This window comes from Pseudomonas sp. KH_046_1 (genome assembly GCF_057839025.1).
On the sequence record NZ_CM174481.1, the window covers coordinates 2797703 to 2824181 of the forward strand.

Annotated in this window: 20 protein-coding genes; 15 read left to right on the plus strand and 5 right to left on the minus strand. The window is 60.6% G+C overall.

The window, feature by feature from the left end; translation table 11 throughout:
- Positions 1-5: 5 nt before the first annotated feature.
- From AC3IT9_RS13035 to AC3IT9_RS13055, 5 genes are all read left to right on the plus strand, one after another.
- Positions 6-764 (plus strand): class I SAM-dependent methyltransferase, encoded by a 759-nt coding sequence (locus AC3IT9_RS13035; protein ID WP_007988453.1) that lies wholly within the window; start codon positions 6-8, stop codon positions 762-764.
- Positions 765-856: 92 nt separating this feature from the next.
- A complete protein-coding gene (gene rnhA / locus AC3IT9_RS13040) occupies positions 857-1309 on the plus strand; it encodes a ribonuclease HI (RefSeq protein ID WP_007979123.1) in 453 nt (150 codons plus the stop codon).
- A gap of 140 nt (positions 1310-1449) precedes the next feature.
- Entirely contained in the window at positions 1450-2208 is a 759-nt protein-coding gene (gene dnaQ, locus AC3IT9_RS13045; protein ID WP_046037200.1) for a DNA polymerase III subunit epsilon, read from the plus strand.
- Between the two features lie 124 nt (positions 2209-2332).
- A complete protein-coding gene (locus AC3IT9_RS13050) occupies positions 2333-4588 on the plus strand; it encodes an Orn/Lys/Arg family decarboxylase (protein ID WP_150724080.1) in 2256 nt (751 codons plus the stop codon).
- A 14-nt stretch (positions 4589-4602) separates the two neighbouring features.
- Positions 4603-5217, plus strand: a complete 615-nt coding sequence (locus tag AC3IT9_RS13055; protein ID WP_150724079.1) for a GNAT family N-acetyltransferase — start codon at positions 4603-4605, stop codon at positions 5215-5217.
- Here AC3IT9_RS13055 and AC3IT9_RS13060 read toward each other — a convergent pair.
- Both AC3IT9_RS13060 and AC3IT9_RS13065 read right to left on the minus strand, forming a co-directional pair.
- Positions 5183-6076, minus strand: coding sequence for a LysR family transcriptional regulator (locus AC3IT9_RS13060; protein ID WP_489273317.1), 894 nt, complete (start codon positions 6074-6076; stop codon positions 5183-5185). The two genes, AC3IT9_RS13055 and AC3IT9_RS13060, sit on opposite strands and share 35 nt — an antisense overlap.
- An 88-nt stretch (positions 6077-6164) precedes the next feature.
- A complete protein-coding gene (locus AC3IT9_RS13065; RefSeq protein ID WP_489273318.1) occupies positions 6165-6392 on the minus strand; it encodes a hypothetical protein in 228 nt (75 codons plus the stop codon).
- 175 nt (positions 6393-6567) lie between these two features.
- Here AC3IT9_RS13065 and AC3IT9_RS13070 point away from each other — a divergent pair, with 175 nt between their 5' ends.
- The gene (locus tag AC3IT9_RS13070) at positions 6568-7128 is read left to right on the plus strand and encodes an NADPH-dependent FMN reductase (protein ID WP_150758175.1); all 561 of its coding nucleotides are present in this window, start codon (positions 6568-6570) and stop codon (positions 7126-7128) included.
- Between the two features lie 23 nt (positions 7129-7151).
- Here the strand turns inward: AC3IT9_RS13070 and AC3IT9_RS13075 are convergent, their stop codons facing one another.
- Positions 7152-7811, minus strand: coding sequence for a TetR/AcrR family transcriptional regulator (locus AC3IT9_RS13075; RefSeq protein ID WP_489273319.1), 660 nt, complete (start codon positions 7809-7811; stop codon positions 7152-7154).
- Positions 7812-7865: 54 nt separating this feature from the next.
- On the opposite strand from AC3IT9_RS13075, the gene AC3IT9_RS13080 reads away from it, so the two are divergent.
- On the plus strand, positions 7866-8969 hold the full coding sequence (locus tag AC3IT9_RS13080) for a DUF2855 family protein (RefSeq protein ID WP_489273320.1): 1104 nt from the start codon (positions 7866-7868) through the stop codon (positions 8967-8969).
- Positions 8970-9127: 158 nt separating this feature from the next.
- On the opposite strand, the gene AC3IT9_RS13085 is transcribed toward AC3IT9_RS13080, so the two are convergent.
- Positions 9128-10078, minus strand: coding sequence for a DUF1853 family protein (locus AC3IT9_RS13085; protein ID WP_489273321.1), 951 nt, complete (start codon positions 10076-10078; stop codon positions 9128-9130).
- 117 nt (positions 10079-10195) lie between these two features.
- Between AC3IT9_RS13085 and AC3IT9_RS13090 the strand changes: the two genes are divergently transcribed.
- From AC3IT9_RS13090 to AC3IT9_RS13125, 8 genes are all read left to right on the plus strand, one after another.
- Positions 10196-11086 carry an NAD(+) kinase gene (locus tag AC3IT9_RS13090; protein ID WP_008016128.1) on the plus strand — a complete coding sequence of 297 codons (891 nt, stop codon included), beginning with the start codon at positions 10196-10198 and terminating at the stop codon, positions 11084-11086.
- On the plus strand, positions 11086-12057 hold the full coding sequence (locus AC3IT9_RS13095) for a metallophosphoesterase (protein ID WP_150724073.1): 972 nt from the start codon (positions 11086-11088) through the stop codon (positions 12055-12057). The genes AC3IT9_RS13090 and AC3IT9_RS13095 overlap by 1 nt, the downstream gene beginning before the upstream one ends.
- Entirely contained in the window at positions 12054-12923 is an 870-nt protein-coding gene (locus tag AC3IT9_RS13100) for a rhomboid family intramembrane serine protease (protein ID WP_489273322.1), read from the plus strand. Before AC3IT9_RS13095 ends, AC3IT9_RS13100 begins: the two co-directional genes overlap by 4 nt.
- A gap of 32 nt (positions 12924-12955) precedes the next feature.
- Complete coding sequence (locus tag AC3IT9_RS13105) at positions 12956-13216, plus strand: YeaC family protein (protein WP_056727623.1); 261 nt, start codon at positions 12956-12958, stop codon at positions 13214-13216.
- Entirely contained in the window at positions 13213-14043 is an 831-nt protein-coding gene (locus AC3IT9_RS13110; protein ID WP_150724071.1) for a DUF2797 domain-containing protein, read from the plus strand. Before AC3IT9_RS13105 ends, AC3IT9_RS13110 begins: the two co-directional genes overlap by 4 nt.
- 10 nt (positions 14044-14053) lie before the next feature.
- Positions 14054-16711, plus strand: a complete 2658-nt coding sequence (gene pepN / locus AC3IT9_RS13115; RefSeq protein WP_489273323.1) for an aminopeptidase N — start codon at positions 14054-14056, stop codon at positions 16709-16711.
- Positions 16712-17920: 1209 nt separating this feature from the next.
- On the plus strand, positions 17921-18973 hold the full coding sequence (locus AC3IT9_RS13120; RefSeq protein ID WP_150758167.1) for a WD40/YVTN/BNR-like repeat-containing protein: 1053 nt from the start codon (positions 17921-17923) through the stop codon (positions 18971-18973).
- 28 nt (positions 18974-19001) lie between these two features.
- On the plus strand, positions 19002-21386 hold the full coding sequence (locus tag AC3IT9_RS13125; protein WP_150756450.1) for an efflux RND transporter permease subunit: 2385 nt from the start codon (positions 19002-19004) through the stop codon (positions 21384-21386).
- Positions 21387-21452: 66 nt separating this feature from the next.
- Here the strand turns inward: AC3IT9_RS13125 and AC3IT9_RS13130 are convergent, their stop codons facing one another.
- A complete protein-coding gene (locus tag AC3IT9_RS13130) occupies positions 21453-26333 on the minus strand; it encodes a dermonecrotic toxin domain-containing protein (RefSeq protein WP_489273324.1) in 4881 nt (1626 codons plus the stop codon).
- Positions 26334-26479: the final 146 nt, after the last annotated feature.

Below are 26479 nucleotides of genomic sequence, written 5' to 3' on the forward strand. Positions count from 1 at the left end.
ATGCAATGACTGATAAAGCGTTCGCACAAGCCGATCCTGACTGGCTGGCGTTGATCAGCGCCGCCCGCGAGTGGCTGGCCGGTCCCCTCGGGCAATTTCTGCTGGACGAAGAGCGGCGCATGCTCGAAGACGAGCTCGGGCGGTTCTTTGGTGGCTATCTGGTGCATTACGGTCCCTCGGCCCAGACCCCGCCGTCGGCTCCCCAGGTGCAGCGCAATGTGCGCCTTGGCGCGCCGTTGCCGGGGGTCGAGATCGTTTGTGAGGAACAGGCCTGGCCGTTGAGCGAACATGCCGCCGATGTGGTGGTGCTGCAGCATGGCCTGGATTTCTGCCTGTCGCCTCACGGTCTGCTCCGCGAGGCGGCAAGCAGCGTACGCCCCGGCGGGCATCTGCTGATCATCGGCATCAACCCCTGGAGCAGTTGGGGCCTGCGGCATGTGTTTGCCCAGGATGCGCTGCGCAAGGCGCGCTGCATTTCGCCGTCACGGGTCGCGGACTGGCTGAACCTGCTGGGCTTCGCGCTGGAGAAACGCCGCTTCGGGTGCTATCGTCCGCCGCTTGCGTCGCCGGCGTGGCAGACCCGCCTGGCCGGTTGGGAGCGCAAGGCCGGTGACTGGCAATTGTCGGGCGGCGGCTTCTATTTATTGGTGGCGCGCAAGATCGTGGTGGGCCTGCGACCGGTCCGTCAGGAGCGGCGCGAGCCAATGGGCAAGCTGATCCCGTTGCCGATGGCCAAGGTCAACCGGCGCAACATCGAACCGTAATACACACTTTTCATTTGCGGCCGGGCATGTCCCGGCTTCGGGCGTCGTCGGTCAGCGATCGGCGGGCCAGCGCATTTTCTGGATAGATTGGCATGAGCGATAGCGTAGAACTGTTCACCGACGGCGCCTGCAAAGGCAACCCTGGCCCTGGCGGCTGGGGCGCACTGCTGGTGTGCAAAGGCGTCGAAAAGGAACTGTGGGGCGGCGAGGCCAATACCACCAACAACCGCATGGAGCTGATGGGCGCGATCCGTGGCCTGGAAGAGCTCAAGCGTCCTTGCGAGGTGCTGCTGGTGACCGACTCCCAGTACGTGATGAAAGGCATCAACGAGTGGATGGACAACTGGAAGAAGCGCGGCTGGAAAACCGCGGCGAAGGAACCGGTGAAAAACGCTGACCTGTGGAAGTTGCTCGACGAGCAGGTCAACCGTCACAAGGTCACCTGGAAATGGGTGCGCGGGCACATTGGCCATCACGGCAACGAACGGGCCGATCAGTTGGCCAACCGTGGCGTCGATGAAGTGCGTGGGTACAAGCAGGGCTGATTCGGTTCAACCGATACACCGTGTTGCGGCCCTTCGCGAGCAGGCTCGCGAAGGGCGCAACACGGTCCACCTGAAAGACCCCGGCGAGCGTGTTAACATCGCCGCTTTTGCACGATTGACCGATTGAGAGCTGAGCACTGATGGCCACCAGATCCGTTGTACTCGACACCGAAACCACCGGCATGCCGGTGACCGACGGCCACCGGATTATCGAAATCGGTTGTGTCGAGTTGATCGGCCGACGCCTGACGGGCCGGCACTTTCACGTGTACCTGCAACCCGATCGCGAAAGTGACGAGGGCGCCATTGGCGTCCACGGCATTACCAACGAATTCCTCGTGGGCAAGCCGCGTTTTGCCGAAGTGGCCGAAGAGTTCTTCGAGTTCATCAAGGGCGCGCAGCTGATCATCCATAACGCGGCGTTCGACGTTGGCTTCATCAACAACGAATTCGCCCTGATGGGCCAGCAGGACCGCGCGGACATCACGCAGCACTGCTCGATCCTCGATACCCTGATGATGGCCCGGGAACGTCACCCGGGGCAGCGCAACAGCCTCGACGCCTTGTGCAAACGCTATGGCGTCGACAACTCCGGTCGTGAACTGCACGGCGCCTTGCTCGACTCCGAGATTCTCGCCGACGTCTACCTGACCATGACCGGGGGGCAGACCAGTCTGTCCCTGGCCGGCAACGCCTCCGATGGCAATGGCTCCGGTGAAGGGGCGGACAATTCGGCCACCGAGATTCGTCGTTTGCCGGCGGACCGCCAGCCGACGCGCATCATCCGCGCCAGCGAAGACGACCTGGCCCGCCACGCGGCGCGCCTGGAAATCATCGGCAAATCCGCGGGTGCCCCGGCGTTGTGGGTGCAACTGGCCGAGGCTGAAGCGCAGGCTTGACCCTTTCAAAAAAAGGGACACCTTGTGACCCATTTCAGGGCATCCCGCTCGCCACATCCTCTGCAACACTCTACCCTGAGGTGATTGGCAGGCTCTGGTCTGCCGCCTCAGGACACTGAGCCTCATGTATAAAGACTTGAAATTCCCGGTCCTGATTGTCCATCGCGACATCAAGGCTGACAGCGTCGCCGGCGACCGTGTGCGGGGGATTGCCCGGGAGCTGGAGCAGGAAGGGTTCAGCGTCGTTTCGGCGGTGGACTACACCGAAGGCCGGCTGGTGGCATCGACTTACCATGGCCTGTCCTGCATGTTGATTGCCTCTGAAGACGCCAGCACCCACTCCCATCTGTTACAAAACATGGCCGAGCTGATCGGGCTGGCGCGGGTGCGTGCACCGGATCTGCCGATCTTCGCCCTGGGCGAAAAAGTGACCCTGGAAAACGCGCCCGCCGACGCCATGGCCGAGCTCAATCAGTTGCGCGGCATTCTTTACCTGTTTGAGGACACCGTGCCCTTTCTCGCCCGGCAGGTGGCCCGCGCCGCGCGCAAATACCTCGATGGCCTGCTGCCACCGTTTTTCAAGGCGTTGGTGCAACACACGGCGGACTCCAACTACTCCTGGCACACCCCCGGGCACGGCGGTGGCGTGGCGTATCACAAAAGTCCGGTCGGGCAGGCGTTTCACCAGTTTTTCGGGGAAAACACCCTGCGTTCGGATCTTTCGGTGTCGGTGCCCGAACTCGGCTCCTTGCTCGATCACACTGGCCCCCTGGCTGAAGCCGAGGCCCGCGCGGCACGCAATTTCGGCGCCGATCACACCTTTTTCGTGATCAATGGCACCTCCACGGCCAACAAGATTGTCTGGCACTCGGTGGTCGCCCGCGATGACCTGGTGCTGGTGGATCGCAATTGCCACAAGTCGGTGCTGCACTCGATCATCATGACCGGCGCGATCCCGCTGTACTTGTGTCCGGAGCGTAATGAACTGGGGATCATCGGCCCGATTCCCCTGAGTGAGTTCAGCCGCGAATCGATTCAGGCCAAGATCGACGCCAGTCCGCTGACCAAGGGCCGTTCACCGAAGGTCAAGCTCGCGGTGGTGACCAATTCGACCTATGACGGCCTCTGCTACAACGCCGAGCTGATCAGGCAGCAACTGGGCAATAGCGTTGAGGTATTGCACTTCGACGAGGCCTGGTACGCCTATGCGGCGTTTCATGAGTTCTTTGCCGGGCGCTACGGCATGGGCACGTCCCGTGATGCAGACAGCCCGTTGGTGTTCACTACCCATTCGACCCACAAGTTGCTGGCGGCCTTCAGTCAGGCATCGATGATTCACGTGCGCGATGGCGGTGCGCGGCAACTGGACCGGGATCGCTTCAACGAAGCCTTCATGATGCACATCTCGACCTCGCCGCAGTACGGCATCATCGCCTCGCTGGATGTGGCGTCGGCGATGATGGAAGGGCCGGCCGGGCGTTCGCTGTTGCAAGAAATGTTCGACGAAGCCCTGAGTTTTCGCCGGGCGCTGGCTAATTTGCGCCAGCACATTGCCGCCGATGACTGGTGGTTTTCGATCTGGCAGCCGCCGTCGGCACAAGGCATCGAGCGGGTCGTCACCGAGGACTGGTTGCTGCAGCCCGATGCCGACTGGCACGGCTTTGGCGGCGTGACCGACGATTATGTGTTGCTCGACCCGATCAAGGTCACGCTGGTGATGCCGGGATTGACGGCCGGTGGCGCCCTCAGCGCGTGCGGGATTCCGGCGGCAGTGGTCAGCAAGTTCCTTTGGGAGCGTGGCCTGGTGGTCGAGAAGACCGGGCTGTATTCGTTCCTGGTGTTGTTCTCCATGGGCATCACCAAGGGCAAGTGGAGCACGCTGCTCACCGAACTGCTGGAGTTCAAGCGCAGCTATGACGCCAACGTCAGTCTGGCCAGTTGCCTGCCCTGTGTGGCGCAAGAGAATGTCGCGCGCTATCAGGGCATGGGCCTGCGTGATCTGTGCGATCAGTTACATGCCTGTTATCGCAGCAACGCCACCGCCAGGCACCTCAAGCGCATGTACACCGTACTGCCGGAAGTCGCGATGAAGCCGGCGGACGCCTATGATCAATTGGTGCGCGGTGAAGTCGAAGCCGTGTCGATCGATGCGCTGGACGGGCGGATCGCGGCGGTGATGCTGGTGCCGTATCCGCCCGGCATTCCGCTGATCATGCCGGGTGAGCGCTTTACCGAATCAACCCGCTCGATCATCGATTACCTGGCATTTGCCCGCACGTTCGATAGCAGTTTTCCGGGGTTCGTTGCTGATGTGCACGGATTGCAACATGAAGATCAGGGCAGTGGACGGTGCTACACCGTCGATTGCATCAAGGAATGAGGACCTTTCCCAGTATGCAGCCGGTTATAAATCCGAATTATCCAGGGTTGTCGGTACGGGTTGCCGACGAGGGTTTTGCCGCCTATATCTGGGGCAGTGATTTCAGTTTTGAAGTCGCGGCCTACGGTGCGGCCGAAATAGGCAAGCCGGTGGCACAGTGGCCGGTCACCTCGATCACGCCTTATCGCAAGTGCTACGGCATCGACCCCGAGGAATTCAGCAGCTTTCGCGATGGCGCCGACAGCGCGATTTTCATGGCGTATCTGGATGACCAGCCCGTGGGACACCTGGTGGTCAGTATCAACTGGAACGGCTTTGCCCATATCGATGAATTGGCGGTGCACGCACCGGCCCGACGGCATGGTGTGGCCAAGGCCCTGCTGGATGTGGCGCAATTCTGGAGCCGCAAGAAAAAGCTCCCGGGCATCATGCTCGAAACCCAGAACAACAACCTGGGGGCCTGCAGGCTCTATGAACGCTGTGGTTACTTGATTGGCGGGATCGATCATCTGCGCTATCGCGGCATCGATCCGAACACCGCCGAAGTGGCGCTGTTCTGGTATCGACTGTTCGAAAATCCGCTGGAAAACCCGTTCAGTTCGTCAGCATCGCCGCGGCTTGTTCCGTGACGATGGCCAACAGTGCCTGAACCGCCGGAGAGGGTTCGGCGTTTTTCAGGGTCATGGCGTAAAGACTGATCGGGACCGCTGGCGCGAGCGGGCAGACGTCCAGTCCCGAGGCTTTGGCGCCGAGGGCGGTGAAGGGGTCGACGATGGCCAGGCCTTCGCCGGCCTCGACCATGCTGCGCATCATCTGATGCGTCTGGACCCGGGTCTGAATCACCGGGGCAGGGCGCAAGCCGTGCAGTTTGTTTTCCAGCGCCGGGCTCAACGGGTCGTGCCCTTCCAGGCCGATCATTGATTGACCGGCCAGATCCTGCAGTGAAATGTATTTCTGTTTCGGTTGCAGCCAGCCATGGGGAGCGAGCAACTGAAGTTTGCCCTGGGCAATCACCTGGCAATCGAGGTCGGCGTGATCGGGGTCATGCAGGCTCAGGCCTAGATCGCTGTCACGCAGCAGCAGGCTTCTGACGATGTCGCGGGTCGGCTGGCTCAGCAGTGTGCAAGGCGCATCGGGCAGGCGTCGGCGCAGGGCCGCGATGCTGTGTGGCAACAATTGGTTGGCCAGAGGCGGGGTGCAGATGATGCGCAGCGGCGGCGCCAGGTATTGCCTGAGGCTGTTGGCCAGGCGCTGCACCGGTTCAAGCGCATCGTAGACCCGGGCAATTTCCACCTGCAATTCCCGCGCTTCGCGGGTGGCCTGCAATCGTCCGCGAACGCTGGCGAACAGCATGAAACCCAACTGATCCTCGGCGTCGCGCAGCAAGCGCTCGACTTCGGCCACCGGCAACTGCAGCCATTCGGCGGCGGTGCCCAGGTGACCGGTCTGCAAGAGCGCCTGGATCACTTCGATATGGCGTAAGCGCATGCGTGAAGTCCATGTTCAGCAGGTGGAGGAGTCAGTGGCTGAATCCTACCCCAAGTCCGCGCATATGACTTCTGCTCATAACGACGGGTTATGAAACGCTGACGGTTTGCGGTTCGCGGGTAATGGTCACGCCGGTTTGCACCAGCATGAATTCATTGTCGTCGACCTTGTTGACACGGTCGCCAATGGCCAGCTTGTAGGTGGTGACAGGCCCTGAACCGTCTGCCGCCGGGGTGGAGTCCTGGAACTCGTGCACCGAATAAATACGGCCCTCCGCGTCTCTTGCATGGAACTGACCGACGAGTACTGCTGCCATCTGCTTAGAACCTCTGGAGATAAATCACTCAATTTGCGGCACTGTAGACCGTACTTGGGCGAGGTAAGTTTTCCTATGGGAAAAAAATAGTCAGGGACGGTGTTTTCGGTCGCCCGCTGCTTGAATCGTCATCTATAACTACAAGCTCTTCCTATCGGACAGTCGAGAAACTCTTATGAGCAACGTCTATACGATCGCCGTCGTGGTCGGCAGCTTGAGAAAGGAATCGATCAACCGCAAGGTCGCACGGGCCCTGATAGAGCTGGCGCCGGCCAATCTCAAGCTCAACATCGTCGAAATTGGCGATCTGCCGCTCTATAACGAAGACATCGATGGCGCTTCACCGCCGGCAGCCTACAGCACTTTCCGACAACAGGTGAGCTCATCCGACGCGGTGTTGTTCGTGACCCCGGAATACAACCGTTCGGTGCCGGCGCCGCTGAAGAATGCGATTGACGTCGGCTCGCGTCCATACGGCAAAAGTGCCTGGAACGGTAAACCGGGGGCTGTTATCAGTGCTTCGCCGGGGGCCGTCGGCGGGTTTGGTGCCAATCACAACCTGCGTCAATCCATGGTGTTTCTGAATGTGCCGATGATGCAGCAACCGGAGGCCTATCTGGGGAACGCCGGTTCGGCGTTCGACGAGGCGGGCAGGTTGTCCGAGTCGGTCAAGCCGTTCCTGCAAAAATTCATCAATGCCTATGGGCAATGGGTTGAACAGCACAAGAAAGCTTGATGTTCATTGGCCAGCGCTTTGTCCTACGAAGCGCTGGATAACCGGCTACAAATCATCGTTTCCATTTCCGACAGCCAAGCGGCAGTTTGCTCCGCTGCCGGTTGCGCTGTGACGCAATAGCGGCGACCGCCCCAGGCCATGATCACCCAGGCTTCAATAGTCGGTGCTGATGGCTGCATCGGCAAATCGCGGCAAGCAGCAAAGGCTTCGCGCCATTTTTGCGAAAGTTCCTCGTACACCCTTCGATGATGCTTGGGTTCGGCGATCTGATGCTCGATGAGCGACACGGCATGGTTGAACAGGGGTTGTCGGGCATCGTCAGGGTCGCAGGTCAGGCACACAAGACGCTTGATGCGAGTTTGCCAGTCCAGGTCGGTTGGCTGGATGACGTCTTGATCCATTTGCGCCAGCAATACATCCAGGCGATGCCGGATGTAACCCGACAGCAGGGCTTCCTTGCTCGGGAAATAGTCATACAGCGTGCCAATCGCCACGCCGGCTTCCAATGCCACTTCCCGGGTGGTCAGCCCTGACCAGCCATCACGCTGCCAAATCCGAACAAAAGCCTCGTAAATCGCCTCGACGGTGAAAATCGCCCGGGCCTGACTCGGCCGTTTCAGCGGCTTGGCGCGGGAATTGAGGGTGGGCGAGCTGCCCTTGGTGTTTCCGAACCCACTCTTCATCGGCTGTGATTACTCTTGAGTGACCCGCCACTGTGTCGCAGCAGGAGACCGAACATGCAGGATTTCACCACGGTAACACGGCTGATTACCCGTAAAAACGCCCTGGACCAGAGCCGGATAGAGCGGGAGCAACGTAGCCTGATCCCGGCAGCCGGCGAGGTGATCTTGAAGATTGATCGTTGCGCATTGACCACCAACAACATTACGTACGCGGCTTATGGCGATTCAATGAACTACTGGGGTTTCTTTCCTACAGGCCTGGCGGATTGGGGTCACGTTCCGGCCTGGGGGTTTGCCGACGTCATTGCATCAATGGTGGATGGCATCGAGGTGGGCGAACGTTTCTACGGTTACTTTCCGCTGGCCAGCCACCTGTGGATGCGCCCGGAACGGGTCACCGAACGCGGCTTTTACGATGGCGCCGAACACCGGTCGGGGTTGACCTCGGCGTACAACCAATACACGCGCTGCAGTTGGGATTTGTACTACAGGCCAGAAACCGAAAATCTGCAGATATTGCTCAAGCCGTTGTTTCTGACCTCATCGATGCTGGCGGACTTCCTGCAGGACAATCGGTTTTTCGATGCGACCCGCCTGGTGTTCTCCAGCGCTTCCAGCAAAACCGCCTACGGCACGGCCGTGTGTCTGGAAAATCATCCGCAACTGGAGCGTGTGGCGCTGACGTCCGCCGCCAACAAAGCCTTTGTCGAAACCCTCGGTTGTTACGAACACGTGCTGCCCTATGCCGAGTTGGCCAACCTCACCGGTGACCGTCCTACGCTGTACGTGGATTTTTCCGGCGACCTCAATCTACGTGATCAGGTCCACCAGCACTTTGCCGGGCACCTGCTCTACAGTTGTTTCGCAGGCTCTGCGCAAAGTACCGATGAGCCACGGTTGACGGCTATCGAAGGGCCGCAACCGGTGTTCTTTTTTGCGCCGATCCAGATCCGCAAGCGCAATGCCGAATGGGGGCTGGAAGGGGTCAGCCAGCATATCGGCGAAGGGTTGGTGCGGTTTTTCCAGCGAGTGACCGGGAGCGAAAAGCCTTTGCTGGAAGTCATTGAAAGTCAGGGTTACGAGGCGGCGCAAAGGGTCATTTCCCGCTTGGTCCATGGCCAGGTCCCACCCGTGGAGGGGCATGTGATTCGCTTGTGATGTGATTCGGCGCGGTTGTCCGTTTAGACCGGGTTGGCCCCATCGCGAGCAGGCTCGCTCCCACATTGGATCTCAGTCATACGCAAGTTTTGTATCCACTGAAGTTCCCTGTGGGAGCGAGCCTGCTCGCGATGGGGCCAGCTCATACACGGCAAAACTCAGGCATTACCCGGCACATTCGGCCAAAGATCCGCCACCAGAAACAGCCGTTCGGCCTCTTCCCAGTCGCCGCTGGCATTTTCCGTCAGGCGCACCAGCAGTTGTGCCGGCGCCAACGGGTCCAGGTCATCCAGCCACGCCTGCATCTGTCCCGGGTTCCAGGTGTGTTCGGCCGAATAATGCGCCGGCGCCAGCCAGGCGTGGCGCGGCAGGGGTTGCCAGCGACCGGGCGGGCTCTGGGCCAATAACGCCGGCCAATCCTTCTGATGCAACCAGCGACCGCGCAAATGCTGCGGATGGGCACCCGATGGCGGGGCGGCCTGTCCGGGCCAGGGGTACAGCAAGTAACCCCCCAGCCACAAATGCGCGCTGAACGCCTGGATATCCAGCGCCGCCAGCACTTCACGGCTCTCGGGGCGTGCGGAAATCGGCAATTGATGCTGGCTCAGGTGCGCCAGCTTGCGGTCGAGCCGGTCGTGGCAGCCCGGGCCCAACCATTGGGCGGTGTCGTGTCCGTCGCCGGATTGCGGGCCGAGGTAGAGCTTGATCGCCAGTTCCAGGTGATGCACGCCGTCGCGGTCGCGCAGCAGCATGTCCAGTTCACCCAGGGTGTGCCCCTCGCGGCGAATCGGCAGGTTGGCGGCAATCAGTTCTATGCTCGGCGCATGCTGCACGGCGAATTGCCAGAGGCGTTCGTAATACAGGCCCAGGCGCCGGGTCCGGGCCTGGGCGAGCCAGTGCAGCAAGCCATAACTGTCCCGATCCAGCTGCCGCAGCCAATGCTCCAGCCGATCCGGTGCCTGCACCCAGTCGCTGCCGGCCAGCGGGTGGCGCTGCGGCCACGGGGTATCGTCCAGCATGGGCGGCGCGAGGATGACCCACGCCAGGTCACGCACTTCGGGATGGCGTAACTGATGGGGCAGGTGGAGCAAATCCGGAAATAGCATCATCTTGCGAGCATAGCCCGAAACCCGGGCACACCCTTGAAGCTGAAAGGATTTTGTCTACGGACGGCTTTCGCCCATAATCGTGGTTTTCGCCGCCACGCAGATCCCCGCAGGAGCCCCATGGAGCAATTTCGCAATATCGGCATCATCGGTCGCCTGGGCAGTTCCCAGGTGCTGGATACCGTCCGCCGACTGAAACGGTTTCTGCTCGATCGTCACCTGCACGTGATCCTCGAAGACACCATCGCCGAAGTGCTGCCAGGGCACGGCTTGCAAACCTCGTCGCGCAAGATGCTCGGCGAAGTCTGCGACATGGTCATCGTGGTCGGTGGTGATGGCAGCCTGCTTGGCGCCGCCCGGGCGCTGGCCAAGCACAATATTCCGGTGCTCGGCATCAACCGTGGCAGCCTGGGTTTCCTCACCGACATCCGTCCCGATGAGCTGGAAACCAAGGTCGCCGAAGTGCTGGACGGCCACTATCTGGTGGAAAACCGCTTCCTGTTGCAGGCCGAAGTCCGTCGTCACGGCGAGGCCATCGGCCAGGGTGACGCACTGAACGATGTGGTGCTGCACCCTGGCAAATCCACGCGAATGATCGAATTCGAGCTGTACATCGACGGCCAGTTCGTCTGCAGCCAGAAGGCCGACGGCCTGATCGTCGCGACGCCGACCGGATCTACCGCCTACGCGTTGTCCGCCGGCGGGCCGATCATGCATCCCAAGCTCGACGCTATTGTGATTGTGCCGATGTACCCCCATACCTTGTCAGGTAGACCCATCGTGGTCGATGGCAACAGTGAGCTGAAAATCGTCGTGTCCAAGGATATGCAGATTTACCCGCAAGTTTCGTGCGACGGGCAGAACCACTTCACCTGCGCGCCGGGCGACACCATTACCGTCAGTAAGAAAGCCCAGAAACTGCGGCTGATTCACCCGCTGGACCACAACTACTATGAAGTCTGCCGGACCAAGCTCGGCTGGGGCAGCAAGTTGGGGGGTGGAGGCGACTGATGCTCGATCCCGCGCGTAGCTACGACCTGATCGGTGACGTGCACGGTTGCGCTCTGACCCTGGAGCACTTGCTCGACCGACTCGGTTATCACAAGCAGGGTGGCGTCTGGCGGCATGCCTCGCGCATGGCGGTGTTCGTCGGCGATATCATCGACCGCGGCCCGCGTATTCGCGAGGCGCTGCATATCGTCCACGACATGGTCGAGGCCGGTCAGGCGCTGTGCATCATGGGCAACCACGAGTTCAATGCGCTGGGCTGGAGCACGCCGGCGCTGCCCGGCAGCGGCAAGCAGTTCGTGCGCGAGCACACGCCGCGCCATGCCCGCCTGCTGCACGAAACCCTGACCCAGTTCGAACACCATCCGGGTGACTGGCATGACTTCCAGCAATGGTTCTATAAGCTGCCATTGTTCGTCGATGCCGGGCGTTTTCGCGTGGTCCACGCCTGTTGGGACGCCGGGCTGATCGAGCCGCTGCGGGCGTTGTTCCCCAACGGTTGCGTCGATGAGCATTTTCTCCAGGCGTCGGCGGAGTCGGGCTCTTTTGCCTGCACCGTATTCGACCGGCTGCTGCGCGGCACGGATATGCGCTTGCCCCATGGCCTGACCATGACCAGCGGCGACGGCCTGGTGCGTTCGTTCTTCCGGACCAAGTTCTGGGAAGACGATCCGAAAACCTACGGCGACATCGTGTTCCAGCCGGATGCACTGCCGGAACCCGTGGCCCGGACGCCGCTGACGTCCACCGAAAAGAACAGTTTGCTGCGCTACGGCATCGATGAGCCGCTGTTGTTCGTTGGCCATTACTGGCGCAGCGGCAAGCCGGCACCGATCCGGCCGAACCTGGCCTGCCTGGATTACAGCGCGGTGCTGTACGGCAAACTGGTTGCCTACCGACTGGATCAGGAAACCCGCCTGGATCCGCAAAAATTCGTCTGGGTCGATGTCGAGCGGCCGGAGGTGCTGCAATGAGTGCTGTAGCGGTATTGCGTCTGCCCCTGGCGGTGGACTTGAGCGGGTTCGTCACCCTGCTCAAGCGCATGCAAGTGCCCCACCGGGTCAGCGAGGAAGCTGGCGAGCAGGTGTTATGGGTACCGGACAACATCAGCGAAGACGTGCGTGCGCTGTACGAACGTTTTCCGGCGGGCGATCCCGATCAGCAACTGGACATTCCGCTGGCGCAAACCGTCAACCGTCCGGGGTTCGTCGAGCAGTTGAAATACGCCAGGGCCACCGCGCTGGTATTGCTGCTGAGCATGATCGTCGGCGCGATCACCTTGCTGGGTGACAACCTTGAAACGATGCGCTGGCTGACCTTCCTCGAATTCCGCGTGGTCGGCGAGTACCTCCACTTCACGCCACTGGCCGACAGCCTGGCGGCGGGGCAGTGGTGGCGCCTGGTCACGCCGATGCTAATCCACTTCGGTATCCTGCACCTGGCGATGAACGGTATGTGGTACTGGGAACTGGGGCGGCGTATCGAGTCGCGCCAGGGCAGTATCAACCTGATCGGCCTGACCCTGCTGTTCAGCCTGGTGTCCAACTTCGCCCAGTATTTGTTCAGCGGCCCGACCTTGTTCGGCGGTTTGTCCGGCGTACTGTACGGCCTGCTCGGGCATTGCTGGATCTTCCAGTTGCTGGCACCGAACCCGGCTTATCGCCTGCCGCGCGGCGTGCTGGTGATGATGCTGGTGTGGTTGCTGCTGTGCCTGTCCGGGCTGGTGTCGATGATCGGCTTCGGCGAAATCGCCAACGCGGCCCACGTCAGCGGGTTACTCATCGGATGCTTTACCGGTTTGTTGGGCGGTTTGTATAACCGCCGTAAACTGACCGCCTAATTTAGAACACGCAACAAAGAGACGGAGACCCAATGTCCTCTTTTAACGAAATGATCAACAACATCACCCCTGATATCTACGAGAGCCTGAAACTGGCCGTGGAAATCGGCAAATGGTCCGACGGTGGCAAGCTCACCGCCGAACAACGCGAGCTGTCGCTGCAGGCGATGATCGCCTGGGAAATCCAGAACCTGCCCGAGGACCAGCGCACCGGCTACATGGGCCCGCAGGAATGCAGCTCGAAGTCGATTCAAGTGCCGAATATCCTGTTCAAGTCGGATGCCATCCATTGATCGAGATTGGCCGCGGTGCAATCAGCAAAATGTCGGCGCGCCTGGACGGGCCTAACGTGCAATACGCTTTCCGTCTGGGCGAAACCGAGGTCCCGGTCAATCCGTTGATCGGCACCACGGTGCGCCTGGAATACCTGGGTGCGATCCACTGCGTCCATTGCGGACGCAAGACCAAAACCAGTTTCAGCCAGGGTTACTGCTACCCGTGCATGACCAAGCTGGCCCAGTGTGACGTGTGCATCATGAGCCCGGAGCGTTGCCACTTCGATGCCGGCACCTGCCGGGAACCTGAGTGGGGCGAGAAGTTCTGCATGACCGACCACGTGGTGTACCTGGCCAACTCGTCGGGGGTCAAAGTCGGGATTACCCGTGCTACCCAGCTGCCGACCCGCTGGCTCGACCAGGGTGCGAGTCAGGCCTTGCCGATCATGCGCGTATCGACCCGCCAGCAGTCCGGTTTCGTCGAGGATCTGTTCCGCAGCCAGGTGGCCGACAAGACCAACTGGCGTGCTTTGCTCAAGGGCGATGCGGCGGCGGTGAACCTGGCCGAGGTCCGCGATCGACTGTTCGACAGCTGCGCTGAAGGCTTGCTCGGGTTGCAGCAGCGATTTGGCTTGCAGGCGATCCAGCCGGTGACCGATGTCGAACCGCTGGAAATCCGCTACCCGGTCGAGCAGTACCCGGCGAAGATCGTCAGCTTCAACCTGGACAAGAACCCGATTGCCGAAGGCACGCTGATGGGGGTCAAGGGCCAATACCTGATCTTCGATACCGGCGTGATCAATATTCGTAAATACACGGCTTACCAGCTCGCCGTGCATCAGTAAGGACTCCAGCATGCGCACCGAACAACCGAAGATGATCTACCTCAAGGACTATCAGGCACCCGAGTACCTGATCGACGAAACGCACCTGACCTTCGAGTTGTATGAGGACCACAGCCTGGTCCATGCGCAACTGGTGATGCGCCGCAACCCCGAGCGTGGCCCGGGCCTGCCGCCGCTGGTGCTCGACGGCCAGCAGCTGGAACTGCTGTCGGTCACTCTGGCTGACCAGGAGCTTTCCGAGGCGCAGTATCAGCTGACCGAGAATCACCTGACCCTGCACCCGACCAGCACCACCTTCACGGTCGATACCAGCGTCCGGATCCACCCGGAAACCAACACCGCGCTGGAAGGCCTGTACAAGTCCGGCACGATGTTCTGCACCCAATGCGAGGCCGAAGGATTTCGCAAGATCACCTATTACCTCGACCGCCCGGACGTGATGAGCACCTTCACCACCACGGTCGTCGCCGAACAACACAGCTATCCGGTGCTGCTGTCCAACGGCAACCCGATCGCTTCCGGTCCCGGTGAAGAAGGCCGGCACTGGGCGACCTGGGAAGACCCGTTCAAGAAGCCGGCGTACCTGTTTGCGCTGGTGGCCGGTGATCTGTGGTGCGTCGAAGACAGCTTCACCACCATGAGCGAGCGCAACGTGGCGCTGCGCATTTACGTCGAGCCGGAAAACATCGACAAGTGCCAGCACGCGATGAACAGCCTGAAGAAATCCATGCGCTGGGACGAAGAGGTCTACGGTCGCGAGTACGATCTGGACATCTTCATGATCGTCGCCGTGAATGACTTCAACATGGGTGCCATGGAGAACAAGGGCCTCAACATCTTCAACTCCAGCGCCGTGCTGGCCAAGGCCGAAACCGCCACCGACGCCGCGCATCAACGGGTCGAAGCGATCGTCGCCCACGAATACTTCCACAACTGGTCGGGCAACCGCGTGACCTGCCGTGACTGGTTCCAGCTGTCGCTCAAGGAAGGCTTCACGGTATTCCGCGATGCCGGTTTCTCCTCGGACATGAACTCGGCCACGGTCAAGCGTATCCAGGACGTGGCATACCTGCGCACCCACCAGTTCGCCGAAGACGCGGGCCCCATGGCCCACGCCGTGCGCCCGGACAGCTTCATCGAGATTTCCAACTTCTACACCTTGACTGTGTACGAGAAAGGCTCGGAAGTGGTCGGCATGATCCACACCTTGCTCGGTGCCGAAGGCTTCCGCAAAGGCAGCGACCTGTACTTCGAACGCCACGACGGCCAGGCCGTGACCTGCGATGACTTCATCAAGGCCATGGAAGATGCCAATGGCGTTGACCTGACCCAGTTCAAGCGCTGGTACAGCCAGGCCGGTACACCGCGTCTGGCGGTGAGCGAGTCCTTTGATGCGGCGGCGAAAACCTACAGCCTGACCTTCCGCCAGAGCTGCCCGGAAACCCCGGACAAGGTTGAAAAACTGCCGTTCGTGATCCCGGTCGAACTGGGCCTGCTGGATTCCAAAGGCGCGGCGATTGCCCTGCGTTTGTCCGGTGAAGCCGCCGCGCAAGGCACCTCGCGGGTCATTTCGGTGACCGAAGCCGAGCAGACTTTCACCTTCGTCGACATCGCCGAACAACCGTTGCCTTCGTTGTTGCGCGGCTTCTCGGCGCCGGTGAAGCTGAGCTTCCCGTACAACCGTGACCAGTTGATGTTCCTGATGCAGCACGACAGCGACGGCTTCAACCGCTGGGATGCCGGCCAGCAATTGTCGGTGCAGGTGCTGCAAGAGTTGATCGCCCAGCAGCAGAAGGGTGAAGCGCTGGTACTCGATCAGCGTCTGGTGTCGGCGCTGCGCACGGTGCTTTCGGATGAGTCGCTGGATCAGGCCATGGTCGCAGAAATGCTCTCGCTGCCAAGCGAGGCGTACCTGACCGAGATCAGCGAAGTGGCGGATGTCGAAGCGATTCATACGGCTCGCGAGTTTGCCCGCAAGCAACTGGCCGATGCGTTGTTCGAAGGCCTGTGGCTGCGTTACCAGGCCAACCGCGAGTTGTCGAAGCAGACGCCGTACGTGGCCGAAGCTGAGCACTTCGCTCGCCGCGCGTTGCAGAACATTGCGCTGTCGTACCTGATGCTCAGCGGCAAGCCGGAAGTTGTGGCGGCGACTCTGGAGCAGTTCGATTCGTGCGACAACATGACCGAGCGTCTGACCGCACTTGCCGTGTTGGTCAATTCATCGTTCGAAGCCGAGAAGGCCAAGGCGCTGACCAGCTTCGCCGAACACTTCAAGGACAATCCGCTGGTGATGGACCAGTGGTTCAGCGTGCAGGCCGGCAGCGTGTTGCCCGGTGGTCTGGCACGGACCAAGGCGTTGATGCAGCACCCGGCGTTCAACATCAAGAACCCGAACAAGGTGCGGGCACTGATCGGTGCGTTTGCCGGGCAGAACTTGATCAACTTCCATGCCGCTGATGGTTCCGGGTATCGCTTCCTGGCAGATCTGGTGATTGAGTTGAATGGTTTTAATCCGCAGATTGCTTCTCGTCAGTTGGCGCCTTTGACTCGCTGGCGCAAGTACGACAGTGCTCGTCAGGTTTTGATGAAGGGGGAGCTGGAGCGGATTCGGGCTTCGGGGCAGTTGTCCAGTGATGTGTTTGAAGTGGTCAGCAAGAGTTTGGCTTGATCTTGGCTTTTGAACTTGGCGGCCTTCGGGCCGACCAGGTTCTTGGTTGATTGAGTACATATCCATTCCTGCGGTAACGGCGGCTGGCGGTTTCGCCCTTACGGCGACTTACTTTTTTTACAAGCGCCTAAAAAAAGTAAGCAAAAAAACGCTCGCCCCGAACGTACGGCCCCTCGCTTGGGCTCGGGGTTCCTTCGCTCCGGCATTCATCCGGGGGCATCGCCTCCGGTCGGCTTCGCTCGACCTCCTCTCGATGTGTTCGGCTGCGCCGAACGGCGCTGCGCGCCTACCCCCGGATGAACGCCTCCGCTCAGCCTGCCGAGGGGGCGGGTGGATCAAGATCAAAAGCTGCAGGCGAGCTAACGCTCGGCCTGATGAGTGGTGAGGAGCGTGGGTGTACGCCACTTTGCCTTTGCTCTTCTGTAGGAGCGAGCCTGCTCGCGATGGCGGCCTGCCAGCCGATCGAAATCTTTCAGATGTACTGAGTACCTGTGGGAGCGAGCCTGCTCGCGAAAGCGGCCTGCCAGCCGACCGAAATCTTGCAGATGTACTCGATACCTGTGGGAGCGAGCTTGCTCGCGATGACGGCCTATCAGCCTACTCAATTCTCACAGACGAACGAACCCAGCAAACAGGCCGGCCGGTAGGCCGCCTCGCTTTTGCTTTGGCTTTTGATCTTCTTGCCCCCTCGTGAGGCCGAGTGGAGGTTCTGCGCAGTGGGCAACCCGGCATGGATGCCGGGTTAGCCGCCCCCGGCCATGGATGGCCGATGGCGGCGGGCCCACGGAGCAGGACCGGAGCGAGGGCATGCCGAGCCTAGGCGAGGCACCGAACGTCAGGGGCAAGAGCCCTTGGTTACTTGGGGCTTTTCCAAGTAACCCGCCGTAAGGGCGGAACCAATAGCGGCCGTAACCGCAGCAACGGATATGTACACCAAACACCAAACACCAAACCCCAAAACCCAAAACCCCAATCACCCCACCTGATACCCAACCATTCAGAACAACCCCCCATCCCCCCCCCGGTTAACAAAACATAACGTGGCGTCGATTGTCAGACATGAAAAAACACCGATAGGATAAGCCAGCTTCCGAAGGGGCTCTGGATTGCGGGTTTCAGGATTATGCTCTGAAACAGCCAGTCCAGACACGCACCCTTGCGGCGCCCAGAAAGGTTGAACGACCTAACAATAATAATGGGAGAAGGTCTATGAGTGAGCCTGTCATGGGTGTGGGTATCTGCCGCCCGCCGGCATTACGCAAATTCGCGTTGCTGGCCACAGCGCTCTCGCTGTTGGGCTCTGCCATGCTGTCGGCGCCTGCGCTGGCCGCGGCGGCGCCAGCATCCGATGTTGTTTATTCCATTGAATCGGCCAAGGCTGCCAAAAGCCTGATGCTCGATGTCGTCCACGCCGGCAAGCGCCTGGTGGCGGTCGGGGATCGTGGGCATATCCTGTATTCCGATGACCAGGGCGCTACCTGGACCCAGGCCAAGGTCCCGACCCGGGCCCTGCTGACGTCGGTGTTTTTCATCGATGACAAGCACGGCTGGGCCGTCGGCCATGACGCGCAGATCCTCGCCAGTGACGACGGCGGCGCGACCTGGACCAAGCAATTCGAAGATCTGACACGCGAATCGCCGCTGCTCGATGTCTGGTTCAAGGACGTCGACAGCGGCTTTGCCGTGGGCGCTTATGGCTCGCTGATGGAAACCACCGACGGTGGCAAGCATTGGGAAGACGCCAGCGACCGCCTGGACAACGAAGACCAGTACCACCTGAATTCGATCGCTGCGGTCAAGGACGCCGGGTTGTTCATCGTCGGCGAGCAGGGCAGCATGTTCCGTTCCGCGGACTGGGGCCAGACCTGGGAGAAACTCGAAGGTCCGTACGAAGGCTCGCTGTTTGGCGTGATCGGCACCGCGCAGCCCAATACGCTGCTGGCCTACGGACTGCGTGGCAACCTTTACCGTTCCACGGATTTCGGCAGCAACTGGGAGCAAGTCGAGCTCAAGGCTGAACGTGGCGACCTGGAGTTCGGGCTGTCCGGTGGCACGCTGCTCGACGATGGTTCCATCGTGATCGTCGGCAACGGCGGCTCGGTGATTCGCAGCAGCGACAATGGAGAAACCTTCAAGGTGGTCAACCGTCCGGACCGTATTTCGGTCTCGGCAGTGACGGCGGCAGGCAATGGCAATCTGGTTCTGGCCGGGCAGGGTGGCGTTCGCGTCACCTCGCCAAACGGCACCGAGTCGGGTAAATGAGCCGGGTTAATAATAAGAAGGCGGAGCTATGACTTCCTTGAGTACTCATCATCAGGACAAGGCGACGTTCCTCGAGCGCCTGATCTTCAACAACCGCCCGGCAGTGATCACGATCTGTCTGCTGGTCAGTATTTTCCTGTTCTGGCAGGCGACGCTGATTCGTCCGTCCACCAGTTTCGAAAAAATGATCCCGCTGGAGCATCCCTTCATCCAGAAGATGATGGAGCACCGCAACGATCTGGCGAACCTGGGTAACACGGTGCGGATTTCGGTGGAAGCCACCGATGGCGACATCTTCTCCAAGGAGTACATGGAGACCCTGCGTCAGATCAACGACGAGGTGTTCTACATCTCCGGTGTCGACCGTTCCGGCCTCAAGTCGCTGTGGAGTCCGAGCGTTCGCTGGACCGAAGTGACCGAAGAGGGCTTCGCCGGCGGTGAAGTGATTCCGCAGAGCTACAACGGCTCCCAGGCCAGCCTCGACTTGCTGCGCAACAACGTGCTCAAGTCCGGCCAGGTCGGGCGGCTGGTGTCCAACGACTTCAAGTCGAGCATCGTCGACATTCCTTTGCTGGAGTCCTACCCGGACCCGCAGGACCAGGGCAAGCTGCTGGCGCTGGACTATCGCCAGTTCTCCCACGAGCTTGAAGACAAGATCCGCACCAAGTTCGAAGCGCAGAACCCGAACGTGAAGATCCACATCGTCGGTTTCGCCAAGAAAGTCGGTGACCTGATCGACGGCCTGGTGATGGTGGTGATGTTCTTCGGCGTCGCCTTCGTCATCACCCTGATCCTCCTGTTGTGGTTCACCAACTGCCTGCGCAGTACTGTCGCCGTGTTGAGCACGACGCTGGTGGCAGTGGTCTGGCAGCTAGGCTTGATGCACTTCTTCGGCTTCGGGCTCGACCCGTATTCGATGCTGGTGCCGTTCCTGATCTTCGCCATCGGTATTTCCCACGGCGTGCAGAAGATCAACGGGATCGCCCTGCAATCGAGCGAGGCGGACAACGCCCTGACGGCGGCGCGCCGTACGTTCCGTCAATTGTTCCTGCCGGGGATGATCGCGATCCTCGCCGATGCCGTGGGTTTCATCACGCTGCTGATCATCGATATCGGTGTGATCCGTGAACTGGCCATCGGCGCATCCATCGGTGTGGCGGTGATCGTGTTCACCAACCTGATCCTGCTGCCGGTGGCGATTTCCTATGTCGGCATCAGCAAGCGTGCCGTCGACCGCAGCAAGAAAGACGCGACTCGCGAGCATCCGTTCTGGCGCCTGCTGTCGAACTTTGCCAGCGCGAAAGTGGCCCCGGTTTCCATTCTGCTGGCACTGATCGCCTTTGGCGGTGGCCTGTGGTACAGCCAGAACCTGAAAATCGGCGACCTCGACCAGGGTGCCCCGGAGCTGCGTCCGGACTCGCGCTACAACAAGGACAACAACTTCATCATCAACAACTACTCCACCAGCTCCGACGTGTTGGTGGTGATGGTCAAGACCAAGTCCGAAGGCTGCTCGCGCTACGAAGCCATGGGGCCGATCGACGAGCTGATGTGGAAGATGCAGAACACCGAGGGCGTGCAGTCGGCGATTTCCCTGGTGACCGTGTCCAAGCAAATGATCAAGGGCATGAACGAGGGCAACCTGAAATGGGAGACCCTGTCGCGTAACCCTGACGTGCTGAACAACTCCATTGCCCGCGCTGACGGCCTGTACAACAACAGCTGTTCCCTGGCGCCGGTGCTGGTGTTCCTCAACGATCACAAGGCCGAGACCCTGGATCGTGCGGTGCATGCGGTGCAGGAGTTCGCCAAGGAAAACAACAAGGATGGCCTGGAGTTCATCCTCGCTGCCGGTAACGCCGGGATCGAGGCGGCCACCAACGAGGTGATCAAGAAGTCCGAGCTGACCATCCTGATCCTTGTGTACATCTGTGTGGCGGTCATGTGCATGATCACCTTCCGTTCGTGGGCGGCGACCTTGTGCATCGTGCTGCCGCTGGTGCTGACCTCGGTACTCGGCAACGCCCTGATGGCCTTCATGGGCATCGGCGTGAAAGTGGCGACCCTGCCGGTCGTGGCGCTCGGGGTGGGGATTGGCGTGGACTACGGCATCTACATCTACAGCCGCCTGGAAAGCTTTCTGCGTGCCGGCCTGCCGCTGCAAGAGGCGTACTACCAGACGCTGAAGTCCACCGGTAAGGCGGTGCTGTTCACCGGTCTGTGCCTGGCCATCGGCGTGTGCACCTGGATCTTCTCGGCCATCAAGTTCCAGGCCGACATGGGGCTGATGCTGACCTTCATGCTGCTGTGGAACATGTTCGGTGCGCTGTGGCTGTTGCCGGCACTGGCGCGGTTCCTGATCAAGCCGGAGAAACTGGCGGGGCAGAAGGGCAATTCGTTGTTCGCCCACTGATTGCGTGGTTGCGCCGACACCGAAAGCCGCTGCCTCGAAAAGGCGCGGCTTTCGGCGTTTTAGACGTTATTGATCAGGCACCAGATCCAGAAACAGCCGTTGATCCCGTGGCGGGGTAATGGGGCTGTAGAGGTCACGGATGATCAATTTGTTGTCAGGCCCGGCCTGGGCGATCAGATCCTTGAGGGTCACGAAGCGATGTTCGGGACGCTTGAGGTGGGCAATCGTGTAAGTCGAAGGCGCGCTGTTCGCCTGGGCGTAGTGGAAATGGGCGTACCACAGCACCTTCACCGAGTTCTTCTCCCGAATGGCGAACTCCGTCAGGTAGTCCTTGGCTGCCGTGCGTTTGAGCGCCTGCACAAGGCCGATGTCCACCGCCTGTCGGTCGCGAAGGTACTCGATGCTTTCCTGCCGGGGGCGCTGCGCCTTGTATCCCTCGATGCAATGCTGCTGGCCTTTGAGCTGGGTGGCGGTGGCCGTACTTCGTAATGATTCAAGCACGTTGTTGATTTGCGGGTTGTCTGGATGGGCGTGCTCCAATTCGCTGGCCAACGTTTCGATCCGTTTGGCCTGGTGTTCCAGCATATCGCTCCAGTCGCGGGGGTTGAGCTCATCCCGCCGTTGCGGATCACTGAGCTTTCTTTTCTGAAATTCTATCGAGCGTTCAATGGCCGGGATTTCATCGATCAGCCGCTGCCCCTCCGTGCGCAGCGCGGCAAACGAACGCGGTTGCGGTGTCGGGGTCGGCCGCACAGGCGCGGCGTCGACAATCTCGACCCATCCCTCATTGGGGTGCTCCATGAACCGACCACTGACCTGAAGGGTGACCGGGTTTCGGGTGACGATTGTCGCAAACGGCATGCCGGTGGTCGCCGGTTCCAGCTCTCCGACCAGGTCGCCGTTATCCCGCGACTTGAACACCCGCTTGGTCTTCGACGGTGCTTTGATGGGTTTGAAGGCGACGGGCAATACCGGCAGAAATTCGTCCTCGCGCAACAGATCGGCCAGTTCGGACTCGGCACTGTCCCGTGTGATTTCCAGACGCTCCATCAGCAGCGACATATAGCGGGGGCGGATCAACGGGGACTCAAGCTCCAGCAGTGAGGTGTTGATTTGCAGGCGCCTTTTGTAGTGTTTGATCAGGTTGATCAGGACGTCCTTGCGCTCCTGAGCGGTAAAGCCATCCGTGCTCAGCAGGTCCAGGTGGGAGTCTTCGAGCGCTGACATGGCGCCCAGACGGTCTTCATGAACGTTGAGAAAGTACTGTTCCTGCGGCGTTTTCGCCTCGACGGTGGTGTCAATGCTCAAGGTGTTGAGTACGTCGAGCGATTCGAGGAGGGCGGCCACTCGGTTGGAGAACCTGCGGTCAGGGTGGCCTTTGAGGTATTTCAGGCGTTGCGCCGGTCCGGTCTTGAAGTTCTGTGCAAGCTCCGTCAGCACGCCATCCAGCGTGATGATTGCCTGCGCATGTCGCTCGGAGGCGGCGAAGTTGGTTTCCAGAAGGTCGTACATGCGCTGGGCGCCTTCGATGTCACTGATGTTGTATTGCAACTCAATCAGCGACTCGCCCTGTTCGGAAATGAAGCTGGCCAGGTAAAGGGACGCCAGTCGGCGAATCCTCAGTTCATGAGCCGTCAGGATCGCGGTGTACTCGTCGGTGGCTTTCTGCTCGTAGTCGAAGCGCACGTCAACGTCCTTGAGTTGTCGATAGGCCTGGATCAAATCGCGACGGGCCTGGATCATCTGATCGACAATGACCTGATCGCTTTCCTGCAATACCTGGAAATCCAGCCGGCTGCGGGAGCGCGCAATGACCTTGAGCCGATGGTCGCCCTGGAGGGCCTGGTCCTCGGGCGATGCGCGAAGACGCACACGAGCGGCTCCCAGTTCGTTGTGGGCGCTTTCGTACGCGACCTTGGCGGCTTCCAGTTGCCGGTCCATATCCTTTGCCTGTGTTGCCAGCGTCGATACGGTCCCACCGATTCGGTTGACCTCAACGGTGGCTTGCTCACGTTTCTTGTCTATTTCCGCGAGTTTGGCTTTGAGTCGATTCTTGGGGCCTGCGCCCTGCAGCTTCAGACCCGTGTCCAGCGACCATCTGCCTTGTCCGTCGGTCTTGAGCTTGAAGCCGGGATGGAGCGGCTTTTCGGGGTGAATGATGTAAACGTCGCCGAACCCTGGAACGATACTGACCTTGAACAGCAATCCTCCCAGTGAGGCATGCCATTGATGGTCGATACGGTACAGCCCCTTGAATATGCCGATTTCAACGGGGGCGGGAGCCGGGACGGGCCAGGCGACCTTGAGTTCGAGCAATGCATTCAACAGGCGCTGGCTTGACGAATCCCTGGCGGTGGAGTGAATGAAATCGATCTGCGTTTTATCGCCGGCCGGAGGTTCTGCGGGCAAGCCGACCACGCCTTGCTCTATGACGGCGGTCGGAGGAGCGACATCCTGGGGTGGACGACGCAGGCGGGCGAGGCGCGGTGGCTGCTGGGGTGCGGGTGTCGAAAGCTCGGGCGGATGGGGCCGGGACGACACATGCAGCAGTATCAACCCGACATTGAGCAGCAAATCGACCCAGGCCAGTTCCCGGGCCGTCGGGTCATTGCTGTGCAGCGCCGTCACATCGCTTTTCAGGGCGACGGCCAGCTGCAGCATCCAGCCGGCCAGCATCGCCGGGCCACGAAGCACTGGCAGGAGCAAGGCGTTGAACAGCAACCAGCCGCCCTCGCGCACGATGGCCCAGCGGCTTTCGGCGTTGGAAACCGACTCTCTGTCAGCCAGGTCAATGAGCGCCCGTGCGTTGCTGGCGTAGAGGTGCTGAGTGAGATTCCCGGTGGCCAGCGCCTGTGCCAGGGAACCAGGTATTTCTTCGGTGCTGGAGTCCTGAGCCAATTGCGCCGGCTCCGGTTTTTCCCAACGGACGGTGTCGTCGCCCAGGCCGAAACGAAGGATGTGGGGGCTGTTGAACCCGTCATTGCTGTAGATCGGCCGGGCCCTGTCCGGCAGCCAGCTCAGTACGCTGTCTTGCAGGGGGCCGGCTTGTGCAATGGCATTGAACAATGCTTCACGACTGGAGAATTGCTGCAAGGCGTCCTGGTATACGGGCCGATACAGGATATGCGGGCCGATGCCGGTGTCCCGCGGCTCAATGATGAACATGTTGTCGACGACATCGGCGGCCGCGCCGGCCTTGCGGGTAAAGGCAAGCGCGCGGACGACGATGCCCTGGCCGTCGACGACGCGCTCGGGGGCTTGGGTGTGCAAGACGGCCTTGATAAATCGGTAGCCCTGGAAGCTCAGTCCGTGCTCGCCGCGGATCGTGTGTTCCAGCGCCTGAAGTGGCAGCTGTACCTTGAGCGCCTGGCCAAACCGGATTTCCCGACGTTGCGATTCGCTGTTGTCATCGAGCAGCAGGGTTTTGAGGGTGTGCGGGTAACGTTCGCCGATGTTCACCCGACTGACCAGCCCTTCGGTGCTGCTGAACAGACCTTTTTCACCCAGGATGTAGTCGGCGGTCAGCCACGACGGGACGGCTTTACCGGTCTTGTCTGTGATGGTCATGCTGCCCGAGGGCGTGGCGCTGAGGTTCTGGATGGCCAGTTCGGTCAGCGTCATGGGGACGCGGGTGATGAAGCCGCTGCCCAGATCACCGGCCGCCACCCGGAAATTGAGCAGCAGATCGCCAGGTTCGCAATCGGAATCGGGATGGTCCAGGCGCATCTGATCACGCAAGGCATTGTTGGTGAAATCATGCAGGTTTTCGATGCCGTCGAGGAAGGACTTGCCGCCTGTCAGTCGTTGCCATTGCGCCTGCTCGACCAGCCATTGACGATATTCGGCACGCTCGCTGTCGCTGGCGTCCTTGAGCCATTGGGGCAGGGTCGCGCGTATCTTTTCGACAGGTTGCTGGTCAGGCGCCGGGGCATGGCTGAAGTAAGGGGCCGGGTCGGTACTGGCCGCGAAGCGTTCTTCCAGTGCGCGAACACCCTGGTCGGCGGGAAGCCGGATGGCGTCCAGGTTCTCCAACTGGCGCTCCAGCAGCAATGCGGCCTGAGTGTCGAAGATGTTTCCATCGGGCTCGGAACGCTTGATCACGACTTTGTCGGCGATGAACTGGCGCTCCACCTCACGCCCCCAGGCCTGATTGAACGCTTCCATGCTCGGGTACGACTCCAGACGGCCTGAAACACGGTACAAAAAAGTCCGGCTTCCTTGCACCACGAGCAGGTCCGGCGTGGTGAAGGACGTGCTTTCGCCGTTGCGGACCAAGCAGGTTTCCAGGCAATAGGCATGCACAAAACCGTCAGGGTGGGGGATGGTCAGGCGCTCACGACGGTCGGGATATCGAGCCAGTTCGTAGAGTGTGGCCCTGTCATCTTTTTGAGCGGCGGGAAGAAGGCTCGCCGCACTGTTCAGACCGCTTGCCAACAGGTCACCCAACCATTGCCAGTGGCTGACCCTGGTGTCGTGCGCCTGGTTCCAGTAGGCCGTCAGGGCATCCTGAAACCGGGTGCCCAGGGTCAATGCCAATGACTGGATTTTTTCCTGGATAACGCCCATGTCGGGACGCTTTGGCCCTTGCGCTTCGTAGGTCAGACGCGAAGGCGTGCGGTTGGTGAGGAAGTGTACGCGTCCGTCAATTTCTGCCGTTAGATTCAGCGATGTGTTGTTGCCCAGATAGTCCAGGGCCACGTCGATCAATAGCTTGAGGTCCCATCCTCCCGTCCGGTTGGGTATGGCCAGCCGGGTGACATCCAGATCCAGGGCCAGAGGCGGGTAGTGCTCCAGGATACTGTCGTGAAGTAGTTGTCCGGCGACCTGGCGCAACGTCGGTCGGCTGGCGAATCGGCGGGCGACCGCTTGAGAGGGAGCGTCGCTGGTAGCGGGGCGTGTGGGTTGTCCCTGACTCTCGTCTGGCGGGACGGCGGATTGATTCTGCATATCGGATACCGTTCTGTAGCGAAAGAAGTGTGGTTTCGCTGCCAGAATGGCGAGTTCGTCGCAGGCAAGTGCGGTATCCCGCTACCACCTGAGCGCTCGAAAAGTGTGTCAGATCGTGCCTGGTGACCAGCCGGTGTGTCGCTCAG

Excerpts from the sequence above, each read along its gene's own strand:
- AC3IT9_RS13035 (WP_007988453.1), top strand. The coding sequence starts at position 6 with ATGACTGATAAAGCGTTCGCACAAGCCGATCCTGACTGGCTGGCGTTG.
- rnhA (WP_007979123.1), top strand. The coding sequence starts at position 857 with ATGAGCGATAGCGTAGAACTGTTCACCGACGGCGCCTGCAAAGGCAAC.
- dnaQ (WP_046037200.1), top strand. The coding sequence starts at position 1,450 with ATGGCCACCAGATCCGTTGTACTCGACACCGAAACCACCGGCATGCCG.
- AC3IT9_RS13050 (WP_150724080.1), top strand. The coding sequence starts at position 2,333 with ATGTATAAAGACTTGAAATTCCCGGTCCTGATTGTCCATCGCGACATC.
- AC3IT9_RS13055 (WP_150724079.1), top strand. The coding sequence starts at position 4,603 with ATGCAGCCGGTTATAAATCCGAATTATCCAGGGTTGTCGGTACGGGTT.
- AC3IT9_RS13060 (WP_489273317.1), bottom strand. The coding sequence starts at position 6,076 with ATGCGCTTACGCCATATCGAAGTGATCCAGGCGCTCTTGCAGACCGGT.
- AC3IT9_RS13065 (WP_489273318.1), bottom strand. The coding sequence starts at position 6,392 with ATGGCAGCAGTACTCGTCGGTCAGTTCCATGCAAGAGACGCGGAGGGC.
- AC3IT9_RS13070 (WP_150758175.1), top strand. The coding sequence starts at position 6,568 with ATGAGCAACGTCTATACGATCGCCGTCGTGGTCGGCAGCTTGAGAAAG.
- AC3IT9_RS13075 (WP_489273319.1), bottom strand. The coding sequence starts at position 7,811 with ATGAAGAGTGGGTTCGGAAACACCAAGGGCAGCTCGCCCACCCTCAAT.
- AC3IT9_RS13080 (WP_489273320.1), top strand. The coding sequence starts at position 7,866 with ATGCAGGATTTCACCACGGTAACACGGCTGATTACCCGTAAAAACGCC.
- AC3IT9_RS13085 (WP_489273321.1), bottom strand. The coding sequence starts at position 10,078 with ATGATGCTATTTCCGGATTTGCTCCACCTGCCCCATCAGTTACGCCAT.
- AC3IT9_RS13090 (WP_008016128.1), top strand. The coding sequence starts at position 10,196 with ATGGAGCAATTTCGCAATATCGGCATCATCGGTCGCCTGGGCAGTTCC.
- AC3IT9_RS13095 (WP_150724073.1), top strand. The coding sequence starts at position 11,086 with ATGCTCGATCCCGCGCGTAGCTACGACCTGATCGGTGACGTGCACGGT.
- AC3IT9_RS13100 (WP_489273322.1), top strand. The coding sequence starts at position 12,054 with ATGAGTGCTGTAGCGGTATTGCGTCTGCCCCTGGCGGTGGACTTGAGC.
- AC3IT9_RS13105 (WP_056727623.1), top strand. The coding sequence starts at position 12,956 with ATGTCCTCTTTTAACGAAATGATCAACAACATCACCCCTGATATCTAC.
- pepN (WP_489273323.1), top strand. The coding sequence starts at position 14,054 with ATGCGCACCGAACAACCGAAGATGATCTACCTCAAGGACTATCAGGCA.
- AC3IT9_RS13120 (WP_150758167.1), top strand. The coding sequence starts at position 17,921 with ATGAGTGAGCCTGTCATGGGTGTGGGTATCTGCCGCCCGCCGGCATTA.
- AC3IT9_RS13125 (WP_150756450.1), top strand. The coding sequence starts at position 19,002 with ATGACTTCCTTGAGTACTCATCATCAGGACAAGGCGACGTTCCTCGAG.
- AC3IT9_RS13130 (WP_489273324.1), bottom strand. The coding sequence starts at position 26,333 with ATGCAGAATCAATCCGCCGTCCCGCCAGACGAGAGTCAGGGACAACCC.